This is a genomic window from Kiloniella spongiae, assembly GCF_001026905.1.
GTDB lineage: Bacteria > Pseudomonadota > Alphaproteobacteria > Kiloniellales > Kiloniellaceae > Kiloniella > Kiloniella spongiae.
In genome coordinates this window covers 1-21692 of sequence record NZ_LAQL01000004.1, presented here as the reverse complement: position 1 = coordinate 21692, position 21692 = coordinate 1, and the positions used below count along the sequence as shown (strand labels likewise).

At 42.9% G+C, this 21692-nt stretch carries 21 protein-coding genes and 1 tRNA gene; 8 read left to right on the top strand and 14 right to left on the bottom strand.

Features of this window, described 5'->3' with window-relative positions; all coding sequences use genetic code 11:
- Positions 1-10: 10 nt before the first annotated feature.
- The 3 genes from WH96_RS06535 to WH96_RS06525 all read left to right on the top strand — a co-directional run bounded on the left by WH96_RS06535 (position 11) and on the right by WH96_RS06525 (position 1809).
- The gene (locus WH96_RS06535) at positions 11-415 is read left to right on the top strand and encodes a GFA family protein (RefSeq protein WP_047763384.1); all 405 of its coding nucleotides are present in this window, start codon (positions 11-13) and stop codon (positions 413-415) included.
- Between the two features lie 237 nt (positions 416-652).
- On the top strand, positions 653-1402 hold the full coding sequence (locus WH96_RS06530; protein ID WP_047763383.1) for a substrate-binding periplasmic protein: 750 nt from the start codon (positions 653-655) through the stop codon (positions 1400-1402).
- A gap of 80 nt (positions 1403-1482) precedes the next feature.
- Entirely contained in the window at positions 1483-1809 is a 327-nt protein-coding gene (locus tag WH96_RS06525) for a hypothetical protein (protein ID WP_204248143.1), read from the top strand.
- A 107-nt stretch (positions 1810-1916) separates the two neighbouring features.
- Here WH96_RS06525 and WH96_RS06520 read toward each other — a convergent pair whose 3' ends face one another.
- From WH96_RS06520 to WH96_RS06495, 5 genes are all read right to left on the bottom strand, one after another.
- Complete coding sequence (locus tag WH96_RS06520; RefSeq protein ID WP_047763382.1) at positions 1917-3125, bottom strand: aminotransferase-like domain-containing protein; 1209 nt, start codon at positions 3123-3125, stop codon at positions 1917-1919.
- 421 nt (positions 3126-3546) lie between these two features.
- On the bottom strand, positions 3547-3912 hold the full coding sequence (locus WH96_RS21240; RefSeq protein WP_053005743.1) for an alpha/beta fold hydrolase: 366 nt from the start codon (positions 3910-3912) through the stop codon (positions 3547-3549).
- The gene (locus WH96_RS06510; protein ID WP_047763381.1) at positions 3909-5696 is read right to left on the bottom strand and encodes a TRAP transporter permease; all 1788 of its coding nucleotides are present in this window, start codon (positions 5694-5696) and stop codon (positions 3909-3911) included. The genes WH96_RS21240 and WH96_RS06510 overlap by 4 nt, the downstream gene beginning before the upstream one ends.
- An 89-nt stretch (positions 5697-5785) precedes the next feature.
- The gene (locus WH96_RS06505) at positions 5786-6742 is read right to left on the bottom strand and encodes a TAXI family TRAP transporter solute-binding subunit (protein WP_047763380.1); all 957 of its coding nucleotides are present in this window, start codon (positions 6740-6742) and stop codon (positions 5786-5788) included.
- A gap of 291 nt (positions 6743-7033) precedes the next feature.
- On the bottom strand, positions 7034-7303 hold the full coding sequence (locus WH96_RS06495) for a hypothetical protein (protein WP_047763378.1): 270 nt from the start codon (positions 7301-7303) through the stop codon (positions 7034-7036).
- Positions 7304-7680: 377 nt separating this feature from the next.
- On the opposite strand from WH96_RS06495, the gene WH96_RS06490 reads away from it, so the two are divergent.
- Both WH96_RS06490 and WH96_RS06485 read left to right on the top strand, forming a co-directional pair.
- Positions 7681-8814, top strand: coding sequence for a M14 family metallopeptidase (locus WH96_RS06490; protein ID WP_047763377.1), 1134 nt, complete (start codon positions 7681-7683; stop codon positions 8812-8814).
- 50 nt (positions 8815-8864) lie between these two features.
- Positions 8865-10820: an ABC transporter substrate-binding protein gene (locus WH96_RS06485; RefSeq protein WP_218045020.1), complete on the top strand. Its 1956-nt coding sequence runs from the start codon at positions 8865-8867 to the stop codon at positions 10818-10820.
- Between the two features lie 75 nt (positions 10821-10895).
- Here the strand turns inward: WH96_RS06485 and WH96_RS06480 are convergent, their stop codons facing one another.
- The 9 genes from WH96_RS06480 to WH96_RS06440 form a co-directional block, all read right to left on the bottom strand.
- Entirely contained in the window at positions 10896-11675 is a 780-nt protein-coding gene (locus WH96_RS06480; protein WP_047763376.1) for an MBL fold metallo-hydrolase, read from the bottom strand.
- A 2-nt stretch (positions 11676-11677) separates the two neighbouring features.
- On the bottom strand, positions 11678-12466 hold the full coding sequence (locus WH96_RS06475; protein ID WP_047763375.1) for a TatD family hydrolase: 789 nt from the start codon (positions 12464-12466) through the stop codon (positions 11678-11680).
- On the bottom strand, positions 12466-14019 hold the full coding sequence (gene metG / locus WH96_RS06470) for a methionine--tRNA ligase (protein ID WP_047763374.1): 1554 nt from the start codon (positions 14017-14019) through the stop codon (positions 12466-12468). Before metG ends, WH96_RS06475 begins: the two co-directional genes overlap by 1 nt.
- A 45-nt stretch (positions 14020-14064) precedes the next feature.
- Positions 14065-15180 (bottom strand): DNA polymerase III subunit delta', encoded by a 1116-nt coding sequence (locus WH96_RS06465; protein WP_047763373.1) that lies wholly within the window; start codon positions 15178-15180, stop codon positions 14065-14067.
- Positions 15173-15814 (bottom strand): dTMP kinase, encoded by a 642-nt coding sequence (tmk, locus tag WH96_RS06460; RefSeq protein WP_047763372.1) that lies wholly within the window; start codon positions 15812-15814, stop codon positions 15173-15175. Before tmk ends, WH96_RS06465 begins: the two co-directional genes overlap by 8 nt.
- Before the next feature lie 5 nt (positions 15815-15819).
- Positions 15820-16905: a D-alanyl-D-alanine carboxypeptidase family protein gene (locus WH96_RS06455; protein WP_245629464.1), complete on the bottom strand. Its 1086-nt coding sequence runs from the start codon at positions 16903-16905 to the stop codon at positions 15820-15822.
- Between the two features lie 191 nt (positions 16906-17096).
- The gene (locus WH96_RS06450; protein WP_047763370.1) at positions 17097-18053 is read right to left on the bottom strand and encodes a septal ring lytic transglycosylase RlpA family protein; all 957 of its coding nucleotides are present in this window, start codon (positions 18051-18053) and stop codon (positions 17097-17099) included.
- 126 nt (positions 18054-18179) lie between these two features.
- Complete coding sequence (locus WH96_RS06445) at positions 18180-19349, bottom strand: lytic murein transglycosylase (protein ID WP_218045019.1); 1170 nt, start codon at positions 19347-19349, stop codon at positions 18180-18182.
- 249 nt (positions 19350-19598) lie between these two features.
- Complete coding sequence (locus WH96_RS06440) at positions 19599-20039, bottom strand: hypothetical protein (RefSeq protein WP_156176726.1); 441 nt, start codon at positions 20037-20039, stop codon at positions 19599-19601.
- 146 nt (positions 20040-20185) lie between these two features.
- On the opposite strand from WH96_RS06440, the gene WH96_RS06435 reads away from it, so the two are divergent.
- The 3 genes from WH96_RS06435 to WH96_RS06425 all read left to right on the top strand — a co-directional run bounded on the left by WH96_RS06435 (position 20186) and on the right by WH96_RS06425 (position 21236).
- Positions 20186-20524, top strand: coding sequence for a PilZ domain-containing protein (locus WH96_RS06435; protein WP_047763368.1), 339 nt, complete (start codon positions 20186-20188; stop codon positions 20522-20524).
- A 54-nt stretch (positions 20525-20578) separates the two neighbouring features.
- On the top strand, positions 20579-20935 hold the full coding sequence (locus tag WH96_RS06430) for a FliM/FliN family flagellar motor switch protein (protein WP_047763367.1): 357 nt from the start codon (positions 20579-20581) through the stop codon (positions 20933-20935).
- A 211-nt stretch (positions 20936-21146) separates the two neighbouring features.
- Positions 21147-21236, top strand: a tRNA-Ser gene (locus WH96_RS06425).
- Positions 21237-21692: the final 456 nt, after the last annotated feature.

The following is a 21692-nucleotide window of genomic DNA, read 5'->3' as shown; positions in this document are numbered from 1 at the left end:
AGAGCATAAGATGATTAATGGAAGTTGCCTATGTGGCGCGGTTAAGTTTGAAATTTCAGGAGAACCCTCTTCTTTGAGTTATTGTCATTGCTCAAGGTGTCGTAAAGCTGCGGGTGTTTTTTCGGCTGTATTGATTGGTAAGGCTGATGATCTCAAAGTAATTGAAGGACAAGAAAAAATTGCAAAAGTTCCTACCGGGCCAAAATGGAAATTGGAACGGTGTTTTTGCAAAGATTGCGGGACTTCATTGGGCGATATGGTCACGGGTGACATATATGTTGTTGCTGCCTCTGCGCTCGATGATGATCCGGGAATACGACCAACAGTTCACATTCATACGGGATCTAAACCTGACTGGTATCAGATTGACGATAATCTTAAGAAGTTTGAAGGTGATTATATCTCTGACGAGTGAACAAAAAATGTTTATTAACATCTGGTTCTTATCACTATTTGGCCGTCAAGAAGTATATAATAAATTTTCTGAAGAGTAAAAATTCAAAATTTTTTTACGTGAATTTTTTGGTTTAAATAATATTTTAAGTTGTGTGCTTGTAGAGTTGATTCAATTGAACAAAATTGAATCTCTCCAAACGTAGATTAATATGTTTTGAGGAGAAAATCTGATTTATGGTTTGATTGGATTTAGATGATGAAAACGATCCTGTGGATAATCATGTGCGCTTTATGTGTTTCAAAAGCGTCTGCAAAAGAACTCAAAATTGCTGTTGGATCATCGATACCGCCCTATATTATACAGAGTGAAAACCGCGGTATTGAATATGATATTCTCAAAGAAACCCTTGAACTTGCGGGCTATCGGATGAAAGCTCGATACGTCCCCCTCGCCCGAAAACTTGCTGAATTTAGGGCGGGTCGGATGGATGGCATCATGTCGACGGGATTAGAAAATCTTCCGGGATGTTATACAAATTCTCATATCACCTATAGAAATTATGCCATCACATTGAAATCAAATGGTTTAGAGATCAATAGTATTGGGGATTTGAAAGATAAAAGAGTCATCGCATTCCAAAATGCTAGCAATTATTTAGGCCAAAACTTCAAAGAGTTAGCCAAGAATAATGGATTGTATAGAGAAATTGGTGATCAAAACACGCAAAGTAAAATGCTATTTACCAGGCGCGCGGATGTTATTATTGCAGATAAATATATCTTCCAATGGTTTAGTCGTAATCTAGCTAATACGAACGGAATTGAAAACCCGGAGGTTACCTACCATGAACTATTTCCCCCCAGTCATTTCCGATCCGTTTTTGCAAAGCAGGAAGTATGTGACAAATTTAATGTTGCGTTGAAAAAGATAAAAAAATCAGGTCGTTATGATGAAATTGTCAGGTCATATGGTGTGACTGTTGATAGTGATGCTTTGGTAAATTAAAGCAAAAGAAAAGATGTTTGTCAGTGAACTGGAATGAGTTACATTTCTTTTTATGTGAATGGTTGTTTAGGAAAAGTACTTTGATCCAGAAACTCTTTAGATTAACGGTAGTTACGATCAGTCTGTTTTGGGTGAATACTGCGTGGGCTGAAGATCTGATATTTCTGTTGATTAATGAATCAAGCAGTCCTGTTGTTTCTTTTTATGTATCCCCGGCAAGTTCTGGGGATTGGGAGAGTAATCTAATGGCTGGTGGCTTCCTCGATTCCGGGTATGAAATTGATGTTCTGATAGCTGATGGAATGGAAACTTGTGAATATGATATAAGAGCTGATTTTGAAGATGGAGAAGTTATCGAAGATTTCGGTTTGGATCTTTGTGACTTAGGATCCTATACATTTGAATAATAAACAAAAATATCTGCATAAGGTTTTGTGATAAAACAGAAATTGTTAATTCGGGGTAAGTAATTCGACACTCACCCCATTCTTTTGTCCAAATGATGGTCGCTAGATTATGCAGATTTCAGCAAAAGACCCAATCTGCGAATACCTTCATTGATGGTTTCTTCGTTTGCCTGAGAGAAGCTCAACCGCATAGTGTTGCGATTAGATCCGTCTGCATAAAATGCGTGCCCGGGAACAAAGGCGACACGCTGTGTTTCTATTGATTTTGCCAAGAGCTTGGCCCCATCCAGATGTTTGGGCAGTGTTAGCCAAATAAACATCCCGCCTTCTGGTTTTGTCCAGCTTACGCTCTCTGGCATGTGCTCTTTCAGTGCAGCCAGCATAGAGTCACGTCGAGTTGAATAGGCGGTGAAGATTTTGGCAACCTGCTTATCAAAGCCTTTGGAAGCGACTTCGTGGATCGCAATTTGGTTGATGGTTGAACTATGCAGATCGGCGGCTTGTTTCATTAAAACGAGTTTGCTGATAACGGACTGGGCCCCACAGACCCACCCTACTCTTAGTCCCGGTGCAAGTGTTTTTGAGAAACTACCGCAATATAGCGTGCGGGTTTCGTCGATATGACCTTTACGTTCTATGTCAATGGCCAGGATTGGCGGAATTGCTTCTCCGTCATACCGAAGAGATTGATATGCAGCATCTTCGATCACAGGAATATCGAGCTCTTCTGCCAGATCCAGCAATTTTTCACGCCCGGGACGATCAAGCGTTTCCCCGGTCGGGTTGGCAAAATCCACGGACATGTAGGCGAACTTTACTCTGCTATTCTTTTCGGCAGCGGTTTCTTGGTATTCCTTGGCCGAACGGTTGCCATTTGCAATCAGGCGATCATAGTTGGGCTCGTAGGCATTAAAGGCCCCAAGTGCACCCATATAAGTTGGCCAGGTTACAAGTGCAGTATCATTTGGCGACAGTAAGAGCTTGCCCAAATAATCCAGGGCTTGCTGTGACCCTGATGTTATTAGAATATTGTCAACACTACAGGGAATGCCAAGGCCTTCCATTTGTTTAGCAATCCACTGACGTAGAGGAACATAACCCTCACTAACAGAATACTGTAGTGCTGTTGTCTGTTTGTCGCCTGTCAGGGTATTGGCAAAAGCTTGTTGAAATTCTTGGGTTGGGAAAAGCGCGGGATCAGGAATACCGCCAGCAAATGATATAATATCTGGCTGATCCAGAAGCTTGAGTAACTCCCGAATTTCGGACGCCTTCATACGTGAAGACCGCGTGGCAAAAACTTTTTCCCAATCCATAAACCGTAACTCCTGTAGAATAAGAAGTTACCAGTACTTCAGGAAACTTGATCCTGTCAATAATGATAAATTTCAGAAGACAGATTCCGGTGATCTCAGGATAGAAATCGTGAAAGGTTTTTACATTTTTTGAAAATTTTGATTTGCGATAAATTTACAAATCTCCCTGACAATATCAGATGCTATTTCCAGTTTTATGAGTTGTCATAGGATGTCATCTCAACATGTTGACCATTTTCAAGCTGCTTTATGATGTAAAAGGCATCTTCTGTAATTGTTATATTAGGTGAATTTTGCTTTAGTTGCTTTCTTAATAACTGTCCAAACGATACACCTGCTGTAGCAGCGAGAATAAGGCCATAGACGGGAACTTTCGAATTGAGGGCCGTTTTTAGCGCGATCAGTCCGCCCTCACTATGACCTAATATCCAAATATTTTTATGACCAATATTTTTTTGATTAAGTTGACCCAATCAATGATGTCTTCAACGTAATCATTTACAGTGACATTGTTTGGATCTGTTGTTGAAGAACTGCTTCCATAAAGCCCTCGTTTATCAATTCTGAGAGAGCTTATGCCCTTTTTAGCAAGGTCTTTTGCTAAGCGTTTATAAGTTGCTGCGCGTATGCCAAGTGGATTGTTGCCGTCTCTATCAGTTGGTCCTGATCCCGGTATGATTAAGATGATTTGTTCATTCTGATTGATGATATCAGTTTTTAAATAAGTGCCTTCAAGATAGCCATCAATTTTTTGAACACGTAAAATTTTCTCGCCATGTGAAATCATATGATAAGATCGGGAACAAATATAATTGCTATACCAGATACAATGAGACCTAGCTTGGCAATAGCAGATTTTATAGCAATTAGACCGTAAGAAATGCAGGTCAATCCTAGCCCAATTTGTGCGAATGCAATCAAGGCCATCAGTGGTGTTTCGGAGAGACTTAGGATATCCGGGTTCGCGATCATGCCCAGTGGGATAATATAAAGGCCGACACCTAGAGCCATTGCCGTTAAAGCTACTTTAAACCAGTTTTCCCCTATCATGCCCGCGGCGATAAAGACAGCTCCGCAAACAGGCGGCGTGATTGTTGAAAGTAGTGCGAACCAGAAAACAAACAGATGGGCCTGAAGTGGTGTAAGACCTAGTTGGGTTAGTGCCGGACCTGCGACTGATACACATATCACATAGGCTGCGGTGGTTGGAACTTCCATACCCAGAATAAGGCAGGCTAAAGCTGTCAGAAAGATCGAAGGCCAGAGTAAACCGCCTGATCCAGAGAGAATCAGAGAGGTAATTTTAACACCTAAACCAGTAATGGATAATACTCCAATGATGATCGAAGCGCAGAGTATGATCGCCGCGATCATGGATACCTGTTTGGCCGAATTAATAGCAGTGTTTTCAATTCGATAAAGAGTTTCTTTTAAGTTAAATATCAGATTTTTTGTGAAGAATAATAGCAAGAACCCAGCAATAATTGCCATGCATGCTGCGTATTGTGGCGTGTAGTTGAAATAAAACATGCCCAAAAGTAAAACACTAAAGGGCACTAGAAAGAAGGCGGATGTAATAAAAACATCCTTTGTACTTGGCCTGTCTTTATCTTCTATTCCCTTGAGATCTTGGTTGCGGGCATAGGCGTTGATTCCAACCCAGACGGCCAGAAAAAACAGGATGGCGGGTAAGATTGCCGCGCTCATAATACTGGTATAGGGAATGCCTGTAAGTTCAACCATCACAAAGGCCCCTGCCCCCATTAATGGCGGCATAATTTGACCACCAGAAGATGCAACAGCCTCAACGGCGGCGGCAAGACGTTTGGGATAGCCGAGGCGTGTCATGGCAGGCAAGGTAATTGCACCAGTTGAAGCAACGTTTGCAGAGGCTGAACCGGAAATGGAGCCAAATAAAGCTGAGGAAATGACTGATACCTTTGCCGCACCGCCTTTTAAACGCCCGGCGGCAGCAGCGGCAACATTCATAAAGCCCTGTCCGGCTTCGCCAGCGTTTAACACGGCGCCAAATATAACAAAGATTGAAACTACACTGACAGAAACTCCCGTTAAACTGCCCCAAATACCGCCTTCAGCAATTGTCAGGGTGCCAAGGAAACTTTTTATGGGCGTTCCCGCATGGCCAAATTCACCGGGTATGTATTGTCCGAAGAGACCGTAAAGAAGTGCAAATACAGCTACAATTGGTAAGGGCCAGCCAATGGCTCTCCTTGCAGATTCGAGCACAACAAGAAGTAGAGTAACAGCAATAGCTATTTGGAAATCGTTTTCCAGAAAACCGTATTGATCGCTCAGTTGGTTATGATTAAAGGCAACCCATAGAGCTGCCCCGGTACCGGCGGCGGCTATAATAACACCTGTTATGCGTGATATCGCGTCGGTTTGAGTGCCAAGGATCAAAACCCAGGGAAGAATAAAGGCAAGGTGAAGAGGACGGCTAACCAGATTGGGTACCAAGCCTGAAAAAATTAAACTGATGTGAAAGACAACAAACAACGTCGCAAGAACAAAGCATAGAATGCGTATGGACTTGGATGAATTTTCAGGCATGGGATATCACTGCTAATATTGAATGGTGTTGATACGAAAATCCCGACTGATAATACAGCCGGGATTTTGTTTTTTACAAGAAGCGCGGGCTATTGTTGTACGCTAGAAAGTGTCATGCCTTTTTCTTTATAATAACGAACAGCACCGGGGTGAATTTTCCCCTCGATGTTCGATAATAAATCTTTGTTGACGCCATTCCACCATGCTGCTGACTGACCCATGGTTTCTTTTTGTTCCCAATAGGTTTTAGTGAGTTGATAGGCCGTATCATCGTTCATGGCAGTAGTTGTGTAGGCGACAACGGGTAGTGACGTTGTGGTAATGTCTCCATCCTGCCCGCTGTAGGTCCCCGCCGGAATGGTCAATTCTTTGCGTTTTGAAGCTTTAATTTGATCCGATGTTAAGGAGAGCACATTCACACCAGTTGATGCCGCGGCTTCTATGACGTTTGGAGCAGGATAAGAACCCGCTGTGACAAAGCCATCTATCTGACCATTTTTCAAGGCTGGAACTGCGTTGGAAAGCTCTACGTTTGCAAGATCCACTTTTCCTTCTAAGCCGAATAACTTGAGATATTTAGCGCCTTCCTTGGCGCCAAATGATCCCTTGCCCAAGAGAATTTTTTTCCCTTCTAAACCCGCAAAATTCTTGATGCCACTATTTTCGGATACGACGAAGTGCATTGTAAGCGAGGGAATGGGGAATAAAGCTCTGATTTCGTTGAATTTCGGATCACCTTTTCCTTCAAACATTGCTTTTCCAGCCTTAGCTAACCGTACCAGTGCCGGAGGTGTCGTGAAAACATAGTCTCCTCCTCTGGCTCGGACTTCCATAACATTTTGTACGGATCCCTGGCTTTCTTCCACTGTAACCATAATGTTGCCGGATGAACCGGCTTTCATGGCTTCTGCTATTTGAACGGCCATCTGATAATAGGAAGATGTTGTTTTTGCTGATTTGTAGGTTATGCGTGTTTCTGCCATTGACGGCATGGCTATAGCCATGGAGGTAATAGCAGCAAGACTGATTTTCTTGAAATGTTTCATCAGGACTTCCTATCGGAGGTATGTATATATTTTTGAAGGTGAGTAGAGCGAACGTATACTCGATAAATTATAGGAGGATGTTAGGTTGCCTGCCCGGGTACTGTCAACTCTGGGCGCCGTCAATCGAAAGGGTAAGCAGGGTGTAACCAAGGGGCGAAAGTTTTTACATCTAAGGTTAACAAAGGTTACCGATAATGAAATAATTCTCAAATTCAAGTTCATAAAAAATCAGGAAATAACAATGTGTTATTTCCTGATAACAAAGTAAAAAGTAATGATGAAAACGCTTATTTACAGTGTTGCTGGAAAATCCTGTAGCGGATTGCCAAACTTGTGTTCAGTCCACTTGACGATCAAGAAACCGCCTATTGCTATTATCGCAGCAATCAGGGCCGACATCATAAGTGGTTCCAGTAATAACTGACTATTTCTCCCTAGTATGGGGAGAAGTGTTGCAAATGCACTAGCAGCAAAAATTGTAGCCAGCAGCGTTCCAATTCGGCTTAGAACCCAACCAGAAGACTTAAGTATCACTGGTAAATAGGTGGGCTTATTACGCATGATACAACTACCTTTCTCTGTAGTTTGGAATGTTACACTACCTGTTGTTGAAACAAATTTCAATCCGGTGCGCAATTTTGCCACAGGTAAATTGGATTGTAGATAATAACTTTCAATAGAGAAATTTTATAAAGCAGATGAAAATATTTTTTATTTGTAATGAAAAATCAGGGGCATAATTGGGTTACTTTATTGTATCTATGATAATGTAGGAGCTGATAATCTCATAATAATATACTTTTGTTACATCGTTTTTTTATTCCATACCTTTATCAAAAAAAGATTCAAGAGCAGAGATATACAAAGCTTGCTGCTTGTTACGTATCAGGTATTCTAATGCCCAAATGTATAAGCGTAATTAAACGAGTAATATTCTAATGATCCGTATTTCAAGCAACTTTGATGCAGGTAACATTCGCTGTCTGTCTTCTGATAATCCTTCTGATATCCAGTTAGAAATCGAATCAGACACGAATTCCCATTTTTATCAGTGGTTTTACTTTCGTCTAAGTGGTGCACAGGATCAGGCGTGTGCTCTAAAAATTCTCAATGCAGGTGGTGCAGCCTATCCTGGTGGATGGGAAAACTATCAGGCTGTCGCTTCTTATGATCGCGAGACTTGGTTCAGAGTACCGACCACTTCTTATGACGGTGAAACATTAACAATTGAATTTACACCGGGATATAACTCGGTCTATTTCGCTTATTTTGCCCCCTACTCTATGGAACGTCACGCGGATCTCATTGCTGAAGCTCAGCATGGTCAAGGTGTTACTCTTGACGTCTTGGGACAGACAATTGACGGACAAGATATCGATCTTTTAACCATTGGTGAAGCAGATAAGAACAAAAAATCATGTTGGGTTATTGGAAGACAACATCCCGGCGAAAGCATGACAGAGTTCTGGATGGAAGGTTTTCTGGGGCGCTTGTTAGATGAAAATGATGCCATAGCACGAGAGCTGTTAAAGAAAGCCGTTTTTTATGTTGTTCCGAACATGAACCCGGATGGCAGTCGTCGTGGTAATCTCCGTGTTAATGCTGTTGGGTCAAACCTGAACCGTGAATGGCAGGCCCCTTCATTAGAAAAGAGTCCTGAGGTTTATCATGTACGTGAGAAAATGATGGAAACCGGTGTTGATCTTATGTTCGATATTCACGGTGATGAAGCTATCCCACATAACTTTATTGCAGGAACACACGGCATTCCGTCTTTTGACGACCGCCTGTTAAATTTACTGGATCGTTTTCAAGCCCATTATATGGAAGCAAATCCAGATTTCCAAATAGCTCATGGATACCCTCAGAATGAACCGGGGAAAGCCAACCTCACAATCTGCAGCAACAATACAGCTGAGACACATGATTGCCTGTCAATGACCCTTGAAATGCCTTTTAAGGATACGGCAGACACACCTAATGAGTTTGAGGGCTGGTCTCCAGATCGATCTGAAAAGCTTGGTGCAAGTAGTTTGGATCCCATCTACCGTATAATTGATGACCTTAGATAGATGGTGAAGCTAAGATAACGTGGTTGGTTTTCGGTAGTAATGAGAGAGAAATGAACATAATAGTGGGTAAATTTTTAAAAACATTGATCAAATCGTTGATGATAGTAAGCCTTTCGGCTGGAGTATCATCAAGCTTTGCTGAAACTTATCTCTCTCCTTCTTCTGACTTTAACCCTGATTTACTTCAAGAAGTTCCTGTTTTTGAGGGAAGAGTCATTAATGGTGAAATGCCCCCAATTACAGAGCGCATTCCCGAAGCGCCATTCGTTGTTAAGCAAAGTCATAGCTGGAAAGCGGGAAAATACGGTGGCTCAATCCGAAGTTTGATTGCAAAATCGAAAGATGTTCGGCTGTTTTCTGTTTATGGCTATGCCCGTCTTATTGGTTATACGCCTCAATTGGATTTTAAGACAGATATTCTGGATAAGCTGGAAGTTGAAGAAGGCCGTATTTTTACTCTGACACTTCGAAAGGGACATAAATGGTCTGACGGCCATCCCTTTACATCGGCTGACTTCAAGTATTTTTGGGACGATGTTGCTAATGATAGTAATTTAAGGCCTTTTGGCCCCCCTGCTGAGTTACTTGTCGATGGGGAAATGCCTACCGTAGAGATTATTGACGAAGTGACCGTTCGTTATAGTTGGTCGGTACCAAACCCCTTTTTCCTTCCAAGTTTGGCGGCGACGCGCCCGCTCTATCTTTTCCAGCCTTCGCATTATATGAAGCAGTTTCATGCAAAATATGTCGATGCTGATGATTTGGAACAACGTGTCGCAAAAGCTGGTGCACGTAATTGGGTACAGCTTCATAATCGTAAAGCAAGGCAGTATAAATTTACCAACCCGAAACTGCCAACATTGCAGCCTTGGATTAATACGGTTAAACCGCCCTCAACAAGATTTGTTGGCAAGAGAAACCCTTTCTATCACAGGATTGATGAATTCGGGCATCAGCTTCCTTATGCGAATGAATTAATACTGTCAGTAGCCGGAGGTGGCTTGATTCCAGCAAAGGTAGGTTCTGGAGATTCTGATTTACAATCCAGAGGCCTTAATTTTTCTGACTATACTTTCTTGAAAGGAAACGACGATCAAAACGGGTATTCAGTGCGTCTTTGGAAGACAGTTCGTGGATCACAATTTGCGCTCTATCCGAATTTGAATGCGAAAGATCCGGAGTGGCGTAAACTGAACCGCGATAAAAGATTCCGGCATGCGTTATCTCTGGCCACTAACCGCTATGAATTAAATCAGGTGCTCTATTATGGACTTGGGCTTGAAGGAAACAACACTGTCTTGCCAAGCAGCAGTCTTTATAAAGAAGAGTACTTCAAAAAATGGACAGAATTTGATGTAAAAAAAGCCAATGCGCTTTTGGATGAAATGGGCCTGACAGAACGGGATGAAGACGGACTTCGTTTATTAAGTGACGGTCGCCCGATGAAGATCATTATTGAGACCGCGGGTGAAAGTAGCGAAGAAACAGATATCCTTGAATTAATATCAGATTCCTGGTTGAAGATTGGGGTTAAGCTTTATCCAAAACCTTCACAAAGAGAAGTTTTACGTAACAGGATTTTTTCTGGCGAAACGAATATGTCGCTTTGGTACGGCAACCTGAATGCGCTTTTGTCACCACATTCTTCGCCAGCTGAACTCGTGCCTCGTCAACAACAGTCATTCCAGTGGCCAAAATGGGGACAGTATGTTGAGACCAAAGGTAACGCTGGTGAAGAAGTTGATATTACCAAAGCGAAAGAGTTGAATAATCTCTATGTTCTCTGGTTCAGAGCTCAATCAACCGCAGAAAAGAAAGATATCTGGGAACGTATCTTGGAAATCAATGCAGAGGAAACCTATACAATTGGGTTGGTTGCTGAAATTCCCCAACCAGTTGCTTTATCCAATAAATTGATGAATGTTCCTGAGGATGGCTTTTATAACTGGGAACCTGGCGCCTTGCTGGGCGTTTATAAGCCTGACGGGTTCTGGTTCGACGAGTAGTTATTTATATCGTAAATAGGCGGCGAACTTTGCGTTGCCTATTTTTTGAGTTGTCGTCTATTTTATTTCGGCTTTTTATTTTATTTCAAACGTCAGGCCGTCATATCCCGGCTCTACACCCTCGGGGCATTTTGACTTGAGGTCATCATAGTCAACTTGCTGGTTCATATGAGTAAGGATCGTCCTTTCAGGCTTAAGACGTTCTACCCAACTCAGGGCTTTCTCAAAATGGGCATGTGATGGGTGCGGCTCGTAGCGTAAACAATCGACAATCCAGTATTTAACCCCTGCCAGTATTTCAAAGGCTCTGCCATCAAGGTCAAACACGTCTGTTGAGTAAGCAAAATCGCCAAAACGAAACCCGAGAGAGTTGGTGTTGCCGTGGTTTTGATAGAAAGGCGTAATTTCAATCGAACCAATTTTGAAAGGACCATCAATAGTTTTGTCGTCCATCATTGGCGTATAGGTACTTTCAGGATCACATGAAGATGTAAAAGCATAGGCAAAGCGGTTCGTTATAATTTCTCTATCTGATTCGTCCATAAAAGCTTCAATCGGACCGCCTGCTTTATAAGCCAGATACCTGAGTTCGTCCAATCCATGAACATGATCAGCGTGATCATGGGTATAGAGAACTGCATCAACATATTCTACACCTGCATCCAGGAGCTGAACTCTTAGATCAGGACCTGTATCAACCAGAATCGTCGTATCTTCATGTTCGACAAGGATAGAAACTCTTCGGCGTCTGTTTTTGGGGTTTTCTGGATTACAGTTACCCCAGTTGCCACCGGGAGCGCCTGAGCAAATGGGAACGCCACCGGAACCACCGCATCCTAGCATTGTAATTTTCATGGTTATGCTGCCGTCGGTCTTTGAGCTTTTGTAAAGAGACGATAAAAGTTATCGGTCGTTGCGGTATGAATTTCCGACACACTTACCTTTTTAACATTTGCCAAAGCTTCTGCTGTATGGCGTACAAAAGAAGGTTCATTCTTTTTGCCACGCATCGGGACAGGTGCCAAATAAGGGCTGTCGGTTTCAATCAACAAGCGATCTAACGGAGCTTCAGCGATTGTTGTGCGAATATCTTCGGCTGACTTATAGGTAATAATGCCAGATAGAGAAATATAAAAATCCATCTCCAGAGATGCTTTCGCTAGTTCTGGCCCCGCCGTAAAACAATGGATTAGGGCGGGATAGGCACCTTTATTGTATTCGTCACGCATGATTGCAATGGTATCGTCATCTGCATCACGGGTGTGAACAACAAGCGGGAGACCTGTTTCTCTTGCAGCTTCAATGTGTGCCCGGAAACTTTCTTTCTGTCGGTCTCTGGGGGCGTGGTCATAATAGTAATCAAGACCACTTTCACCTAAACCGATTACTTTTGAATCCCTGGCTTTTTCAATCAGGATATCCGGAGATGACAGGCCTTCGGTTCCTGCTTCATGTGGGTGGATGCCTACGGTGCAATAAATATCATTATTTGCTTTTGCGATATCCAAAACTGTATCGAAAGTGGATAGCTTGGTACCAATGGTAACCATGCATCCAATTCCAACGTCACGCGCACGTGTTAAAGCATCTTCCAGATCACCATCTTTCAGAAAGTAATCAAGGTGACAGTGAGAGTCGACAATCATTATGCCCCCCCTTCCTCTACATAGCGCGGGAAAACGCCCTGAGGCTTATCAATTTCAACGCCGGTAGGAAGTGGTGTTTTCAGGTCAGAGAATTTTCGTACATCTACGGGCAAACTCAGCTGATTTAGCATCTTTTCCATTGATTCTGGCATAACTGGTTGAAGAAGAATAGCTATTTGGCGAATAGATTCAGCCAGAACATACAAAACAGTTCCCATACGGGCTAGGTCCGTTTTCTTCAATCCCCAGGGTGCTTGTTCATCAACATACTTGTTTGCTGCTGAAATAACGTTCCAAACAGACTCCAAGCCGCGGTGAAAGCTTTGTTTGTCGAAATCATTTCTAAGTTTTTCATGCAGCGCATTTACGCTATCAAGAAGCTCTTTGTCAGCATCTGTGAAATCGCCATGCTCTGGTATTTTACCTTCGCAGTTTTTGAAAACCATCGAAAGAACACGTTGGGCCAGATTTCCTATATCATTAGCCAAATCACCGTTCATACGCGAAATCATCGCCTGTTTTGAATAATCGCCGTCTTTCCCAAAGGGAACTTCACGCATCATAAAATAACGAACCTGATCAAGTCCATATTCGTCAATTAATGCAAGAGGATCAATCACATTACCAATTGATTTGGAAATCTTTTGGCCTTCGTTGGTCCACCATCCGTGAGCAAAGATACGCTTTGGTAAAGGCAAGTCAGCAGCCATAAGAAAAGCTGGCCAATAGATAGCATGAAAACGCAGAATATCTTTTCCGACCATATGCAGATCAGCTGGCCAGAAGTTTTGATATTCTATCGCACTTTCATCCGGGTAACCAACTGCTGTCAGATAATTTGTCAAAGCATCCAGCCATACATACATAATGTGATCATTGTTACCGGGAACCTGGACACCCCATTTGAATGTTGTACGGCTGACCGACAGATCTCTCAAGCCGCCTTTAACAAAGCTGATCACTTCATTCCGACGGCTGTTAGGACCGACAAAGGATGGATCATTTTCATAAAGGGCTAATAATTTATCTTCAAAAGCAGAGAGCTTGAAGAAATAAGAAGGTTCTTCTACCCATTCAACTTCTGCGCCTGTTGGTGCAATACGTTTTCCGTCTGCGTTTTTTGTCAGTTCCGTCTCTGTATAGAAGGCTTCATCGCGCACGGCGTACCATCCGGCGTAACTTCCTAAATAGATAAAACCTTTATCTTCCAGAACTTGCCAAAGCTTTTGACATGCCTTCTTGTGACGATCTTCAGTTGTTCTGATAAAATCATCATTTGAATAGTTACAAACATCTGTCAGATCTCTGAAGTTTTGGGATACCTGATCTGTAAATGTTTGTGGGTCTATCCCGGCTTTTTCGGCAGAAGCCTCGACTTTCTGACCATGTTCATCGGTCCCGGTCAGAAACTTTACATCATAGCCATCCAGCCTTTTAAAGCGAGCAAGTACATCGCAGGCCAGTGTGGTATAGGCATGCCCAATATGTGGCTTGTCATTCACATAATAAATGGGCGTCGTGATATAATAGGATCCTTTTTCTGATCCAGCCATAGGAAACTCCTGATCAACAGTACTTGCCGGGGTACTCTGTGTTAATCAGGCAGTCAGGGTTTGGAGTTCCGTTAAGGTTGTCACAACGACCTGCTTTTTATCCAGATTAGCACGGGTAGCACGGGCATAATTCTTCGAGCACTTCTCCCACAGGCCGAGCCATTGCGCAAGACCATGTCGTTCAATTAATGCAGAGATTAGTGTTTGTTCTTCGGGAATAACCATGTCCGGCAGGACACCTTGCCCGGCTGTTTTCGTCAAACGTGCCAGCCACCAAAGGTAAAGTTCCATCCCCGTTTTGAACGCGAGTGGATCAGAGCCGGAAAGTTTATCGGCAAAGGCATAAAGCTTGACCATATCCAGGTTGGGTAAGGTCGCAAGCAACGATATCATTTCCCTGTAGAGGTCAAGACCGCCGCTTTTCCATAGATCCAGTGCTTTTCCAACCGACCCTTCTGATAGTTTAGCGAGTTGAACAGCATCATCATCCGAGAGTTCTGGCGCTTTATTTTTGAGTAAAGCTATAACAGTGTCTTCTTCCAATGCAACAAGCGGAAGATGACAGCATCTGGAATGGATCGTTTGTAGAATTTGCCCGGGAAGATGGGATATAAGTAACAGGACTGTTTTTTCCGGTGGTTCTTCCAAAACCTTGAGAAGCGCATTTGCTGCATTGGTGTTCATTTCTTCTACAGCGTCAACAATAACAATGCGCCAGCCACCTTCGATGGATGTCTTATGAGAAAAATTGACAATCTTGCGGACCTCATCGACAGGAATTGTCGTTCGCGTCTTGCCTTTTTCATCCGGACTTAATTCAAGCGTTACGAGATCACCGTGCGCGCTCGCTGCAATTCTTTTGGCAACGGGGTTATCTATACCAATATCCAGTGTTGTCGGCGGAGCGCTATCGCCAAAGAGGTTATTACCTTCATCTTCATTGATTTGATTCATCAAGAAGCGGGCAAAACGATAGGCAAGTGTTGCTTTGCCAATGCCTTTGGGACCAGTCAGCATCCATGCATGCGGAAGTTTACCGGAATTAAATCCCCTCAGAAGAGTTTCTTCTGCCTTTGTGTGACCAACCAGATCTTGTGTTAACCTGGGATGGTCAATGAGGTCGGGTTCTGATTGTGCTTTCTTCCGGGTTGTTTTAGCCATCGAAAGATCCGGTAAACTTATTGGTGACAGCTTCTCTTATAGATTTTTCTACGTCATCCAGCGATTGTGTGGCATCTATGACCACGCAGCGATCAGGGGCTTCTTTTGCAATTGATAAAAAACCTTCACGCATACGCTCATGAAAAGATGTTTCCATTCCCTCAAAGCGGTTTTCGCCGAGATCATGTCCTCGTGTGCGGCCTAGGCCAACCGAAACGGGCAGATCCAGTATCAATGTCAGATCAGGCTGAAAGTCGCCCAAAACCCAATTGTGAAGATCGGTAATTTTTTTTGCACCTAAGCCATGCCCTATACCTTGATAGGCAACAGAGGAATCTGCAAAACGGTCACAAATTACCCATTCTCCTTTTGCAAGAGTAGGTTTGATTATCTTTTCAACGTGTTCCTGTCGGGCCGCAAACATCAACAGTGCTTCTGTTTTTGGTGTCCATCGTGAGGCATCACCACGTACTAGTAGGTCGCGAATAAGTTCGGCACCGGGTGTTCCACCTGGTTCTCGGGTACAGGTATTCCTGTAACCGTATTTATCAAGAAATTGGGACAAGCGTTTGATTTGCGTGCTTTTTCCTGCCCCTTCTCCGCCTTCAAGGGATATAAAGAAACCTTTGGACATGGGTGTTATGATTTTCCGAAAATCAGATAATTCAAGGCAGAAACAATACGGCTAAAGCCGCCTTCTCTTTCCACTGAATTTGCAGCAACAAGCGGAATTTCAACTGTGTCAATATCTGGCGCGGCTATTGTCAGTGTCCCTAGTCTTTCTCCCTTTTCAATTGGGGTCTGGATCGGACCAACATAATTGACTGTGGCGGTCATTTTATTTTTTGCGTTCCGCGGGAGTGTTAATAGAAGATCGTCTTCAGGAACCAGATCTATAGTCTTTTCTGTGCCGAGCCAGACATCTGCAGTGTCAACCGTTTCACCCGCTTTGAAGAGTTCGAAATTATCAAACTCTCTAAAGGCCCAGGAAACCAGACGTGCGGACTCTTCGGCACGTTCTTTCGCGCTTCCCATACCATTCAGAACCATAATGATACGCCGATCCCCCTGTTTGGCGGATGCAGTTAAGCCATAGCCGGCCTCTTCTGTATGACCGGTTTTGAGACCATCAGCCCCAAGATTTTTATAAAGTAATGGATTTCTGTTACCCTGTGTAATACCGGACCAGGTAAAGGATTTTTCCGAATAGACATCATAAAATTCGGGAAAGTCTGTGATGATACGATCAGCAAGGATTGCCAAATCTTTTGCTGTCATTCTTTGACCAGGATCTGGCCAGCCTGTTGCATTGGCAAAGGTGCTGTTCTCCATGCCAATCTCGCGTGCTTTCGCTGTCATTTCCAACGCGAAGTTTTCTTCGGAACCACCAAGGCCTTCAGCTACGACAATACAGGCATCATTTCCTGATTGAACAATAATACCACGCAAGAGATCATGAATAGACACTTCTTTGCCGACTTCGACAAACATTTTTGAGCCACCTTTGCGCCAGGCTTTTTCGCTGACAGGCAGTTTATCATCCAGTGAAAGTCGGCCATCCTTCAGGCGTTCAAACACCATATATGCGGTCATGATTTTACTCATGGAAGCCGGAGGCATAGAAACTTCGGCATCTTTATTAATCAGAACCGTTTTGGTTGTATAATCAATCAGGTAGGCTTCTCGCGCTGATGTCTCAATAGCATGGGCTGATTGAGTGATCACGAGGAGGCAAGCTCCGCTGAATAAGATAGCTTTTAATGAAGATCTAAAGTTTGAATTCATTTTGTTTTGCAATGATCTGACCTGAGTGTCTTAGAGTTACTTTGGTAGCTAGTTGGTTACTTAAAGTTAGATGAGTACTGGGCTTTTGTGGAGAAAATGTGGCCTCTTGTCAGTCTTAATTGACAGAGATATTAATCAACCACAACACGAGCGTCATTGTAACCATTGTCGTGCAGTATTTTTAATAGTTCGTCGGCTTCTTGAACATTTGTCAAAGGGCCAAGGCGAACCCGATAAAAAGTACGCTCGCCTACAGCAGCATTGGCAACTTGTGCGGTTCCTAAAGGAGATAACCGGGCGCGAAGCCGATCTGCATTATGAACCTGTAGAAACGAACCTGCCTGAACGTAAATACTACTGGGTGCAACAGGCGTCTGGGACACGACGCCATCCGTAAAATTTGCAGTAGGCTCAATACTTGCTGTTTGTACGGATAGTGTCGGTTGGCTTGCCGTCGGTGCGCTTGCGACCGGAGCATCCAGAGGCTCGGCAGTTACTGTTTCTGTCGGAGCGGCAAGTGTCGTATTCTCACTTGAAACAGCCTGAGGTGTATAGTCTTTCCCTTGGGCTTGAGCTGCAAGCTGTCTGCTCTCTTCTTCGAGAATCTCAACTTTGACCTTTGCTGTCCCTTGAAGCTCAAACCCCAGAAGTTGAGCTGAACGTCGAGACACATCTATAATGCGATTGTTAGAAAAGGGGCCGCGATCATTAATACGAAGTTTTATTGATCGTCCATTTCCAAGGTTTGTCACGCGGACAAGTGATGGCATGGGTAGTGTTCTATGTGCTGCGGTAAGCGCATACTGATCATAGATCTCTCCATTCGCAGTTTTTTTGCCATCAAATCCTGGGCCATACCATGATGCAATTCCGGTTTCACTGTAGCTGTAATCTACAGCAGGGTAATACCAGATTTTTTTTACTTGATAAGGAGATCCTACTTTGTAACGACCGACGGTTTTCGGTGTATCACTTCTGGTGATGCTTTTAGTTGCATGAGAGGCAAGCTCTATTTCTGCACAGCCACTTAACCCTAAGCCTATAACCGTCAGGCATGCTGCAAATTTTGGTAATTTATTTAAGCTCATTGAGACCCCCATACATATACTGAAAAAGATTGTATGCTTCTATCCAAGTCTTATCAATCTTATCTAGTGTGATCTCTGTGATTAATTCACTCATCGCTTCTGGTCTCATCTAATGTTTTGCGATCGTCACGATTTTCTGAGTTTTAATAGTAGAGCTTGATCCGGATATCCATCGCCCGGTAAACCAACTCTTTTTTGAAAGTTACGGATGCCTTCACGGGTTTTCCGCCCAATGATACCATCGGCTTTACCAACATCATATCCAAGGTTTGCCAGAAGAGTTTGTATTTCTTCAACTTCGGTTCGATGTAAGGGACGTTCATCTACAGGACGCGGCGAAACTAGCGGTGTCTTTCCTTCGATGCGATCTGATAAATGTCCAACTGCGAGTGCATAATGTATAGATCTGTTCCAGTTCAGGATTTTACGGAAGTTGCTGTATACAAGAAATGCCGGTCCTTTATGGCCAGAAGGAAGGATCAGCGACGCCTCCAGATCAAGCGCGGGTAAATTGTTCCCTGTTATTTTTCTTATGCCAGCCTGTTGCCATTCGATCAGAGTTTTTTTGGTGTTCAGGCCAACAAAATCCCAATTGAAATCATGAGGAAGTTGAACTTCTCTGCCCCAAGTATATTGGTCATCCCAACCGATTTGCCCAAGGTAATTGGCAGCTGAACCAAAAACATCAGGCAGACTGTGCCATATGTCTTTGCGACCATCTCCATTTTCATCTACGGCATAGAGATTATAAGTCGAAGGAATAAATTGAAGGTGTCCCATGGCGCCAGCCCATGACCCTTGCATTTTCTCTGGTGTGATATGGCCTTCATCTATAATGCGTAAGGCTTCAAGGAGCTGGGTTCTAAAAAAATCACTGCGTCGTGTGTCATATGCGAGTGTCGCATCGGCTGCGATAACAGAAAATCCGCCAGTATGTTGACCAAAATTACTCTCCAAACCCCAGAAAGCAAGAAGGAAACGGCTTTGAACCCCGTACTTTTTGCTTATGCTATCAAGTAATTCTTTGTGGGTTATCTGAAGTTGTTGTGCTTTTTTTATACGCTGCGTATTTACGGCTCGATCCAGGTAACTCCAGAAAGTGCGGGTGAATTCTGGCTGCCTGCGGTCATATTCAATGACTTTTGGAATCGGCTGTATGCCGTTAAAACTTTGGGTCAATGTTTGTTCCGAAATGCCTTGGCTTCTTGCTTCTACTTTAAACTCGTTGAGCCACTGTTCGAATGATATCTGTGATACAGTTTGTTCAGGTGTATTCTCAACTGTCTGAGCTTGCACTGACGGAATTAGGGTTGGAATCAAGATTAAAGAAAAAATAACTGTCGAAAGAAGATTTCCGCAGAAGGTAATTTTAGGTTTAATGTTAATCGGCTTTTTTAAATTAAAATTTCGGCGTATTGAAAGAAACAAAGTAAGCTCCGAATCGCGATAGATGATCTCAAATATGTTTAGAAGAACTCTATCCGAAATAATGTGGTAAGCGCTAGCTTGTTTCCAATAATGTTGGGTTTAATGTTTTGTTATAATTTATATTCGCTTCTGATAGACGCGACAACTTGATGTCCCCTGCCCCTTAAATAGATAAATTTTATCTTTTTCGGCGAGCTTTTGGGGATCATGGAGCATGTTTCGTTGATATAACGCTGCCCCATATTTTCGACCATTAACAACCGCGATATATTGCATCGATTTCACCTGTTTAAAGCGACCACGTTGGCAGGCTTTGCTCAATCCGGTGTCTTTTGTGAAGATTTCCCGCAAAGGATCTGCGGTGCTATATATCAAGCGGCTACCTAAATAACGTTCTTTCTTTAGTTGTTGGTTTGGTAATCCGGGTTTTAACAATGGCTTTCGCGTAATGTTATTCGGAGTCATATACCCGCTTTGCGCAAAAGTATCGTGTGAAGAAACGGCAAAAGCAGCACAAATTAATGCTGTTGAGATAAAATTTGTAAGGTGATTCCGCATTAACAGTACTTTTCTTTGTGCTTTATATTTTAAGAACATAAATATAACTATTAAAAGAAAACGTAGAGTTAACATCTTGTTTTCATTTTTATGGGATCTTACAACTTATTGTATTGTTATATTTATTTTAAGGATCTCGCCCGGGCATGATCAAAAATTTGCTAGATAAGCTTTTTGGTAAAAAAGAAATACGCCGCGAAGGTCGTGAATTCGGTGTTATTGGAACCGTTGCCGTTAATAATATTGATTATTCTTTGGATAACTGGAGCTCCAGCGGATATGCCATTACAGGTTATGATGGTCCTCTGAGGCGCGGCGATCACGTCGACATTCATTTTCGTCTTGAATTGGATGGTGGTGCGTTGGAATTTGACTGTAAATCAATTATTGTTCGAATTGAACCAGACAAAGAAACAATGGCAGGTGTTTTTGTTGAAATGAGTCCTGAAACACGAATTCTTATTGCCAATTATTTTGATAGCTAAGATCTGTAAGCCAGCGTATTCTGTTTACAGATAAATTATATAAAAGGTAACTTCATGTCTGATGAAGAATCTATGAACAATGATGATGTGGATGACATGTTCGATTCTGCACCTGCACCTGCACCTGCTGAACCGGAGACGACAGCATCAGATTCCTCTGTTATAGATGAGAACGTTCCCGCCGTACATGGTGTGGGGTTGGAAGTATCTGCGATTCTTGGTACAGCACAAATGCCTGTCAGCCAATTGTTGAAGATGGGACGTGGTGCGGTTGTCGAGCTTGATAAGTATATCGGTGACACAATTGATATCTCTATCAATGATCAAATGATTGCCCGCGGTGAGGTGATGATTAAAGAAGATCGCCTCTGTGTTGAAATCATAGAGATGATTAGACGAACAGGTGATTGATATCTATCACTTTTTCTAAGGTGTGATGCGTGTTCATATGATCTAGAACCAAAGGAGCCCTGTGGCTCCTTTTGCATTTTTTGTCAGAAAAAATAAAAAAAAATAAAAAATGTCATTTTTTATTATCTAAGTATTTGACACTACGTTCAAATGGAGATATTTCAAAGCCCGTCGGGACGAGAATGACGAATGTACTTCTCAAACGATGTACGGAAGGATGGCAGAGCGGTTGAATGCACTGGTCTTGAAAACCAGCAAGGGTGCAAGCCCTTCCAGGGTTCGAATCCCTGTCCTTCCGCCACTATCTAAAGAATAAGCGCCGTTTTAGGCGCTTTTCTTTTATGTACTTTTCTAATCTCTATACATGAAGAGCAATCAGTGCTTTGTGTAGCTTCTGTTTCAAGCTTTCGTTCGTGAGCTGATTTTTATCGCTATCAAAGTTTTAGAAGAAGTTCGGGATTGACAGAATACCTTTTATCTTTGCCCCAAAAAATGGCGCTGATGTTTCTGCTGCTTTCAAAACGCTGCTTGCACCACCCTGCCCAGGGGATGTCGACAGGAATAGTGACGGTTTATTCTGAAAGACTTTAGATCGTATCCGACTTAATTTGAATCGTTATGGATTCCCTTTTATTTAATTTTGTGATTCATTATAGGCTTAGTTTAAGGAGGTCATAATGTATCGTAGAGGCAAAGCCTATCCGCGGGAGCTACGCGAACGTGTTATTGCAGCCGTCCGGTCAGGGTCGAGCCGTAG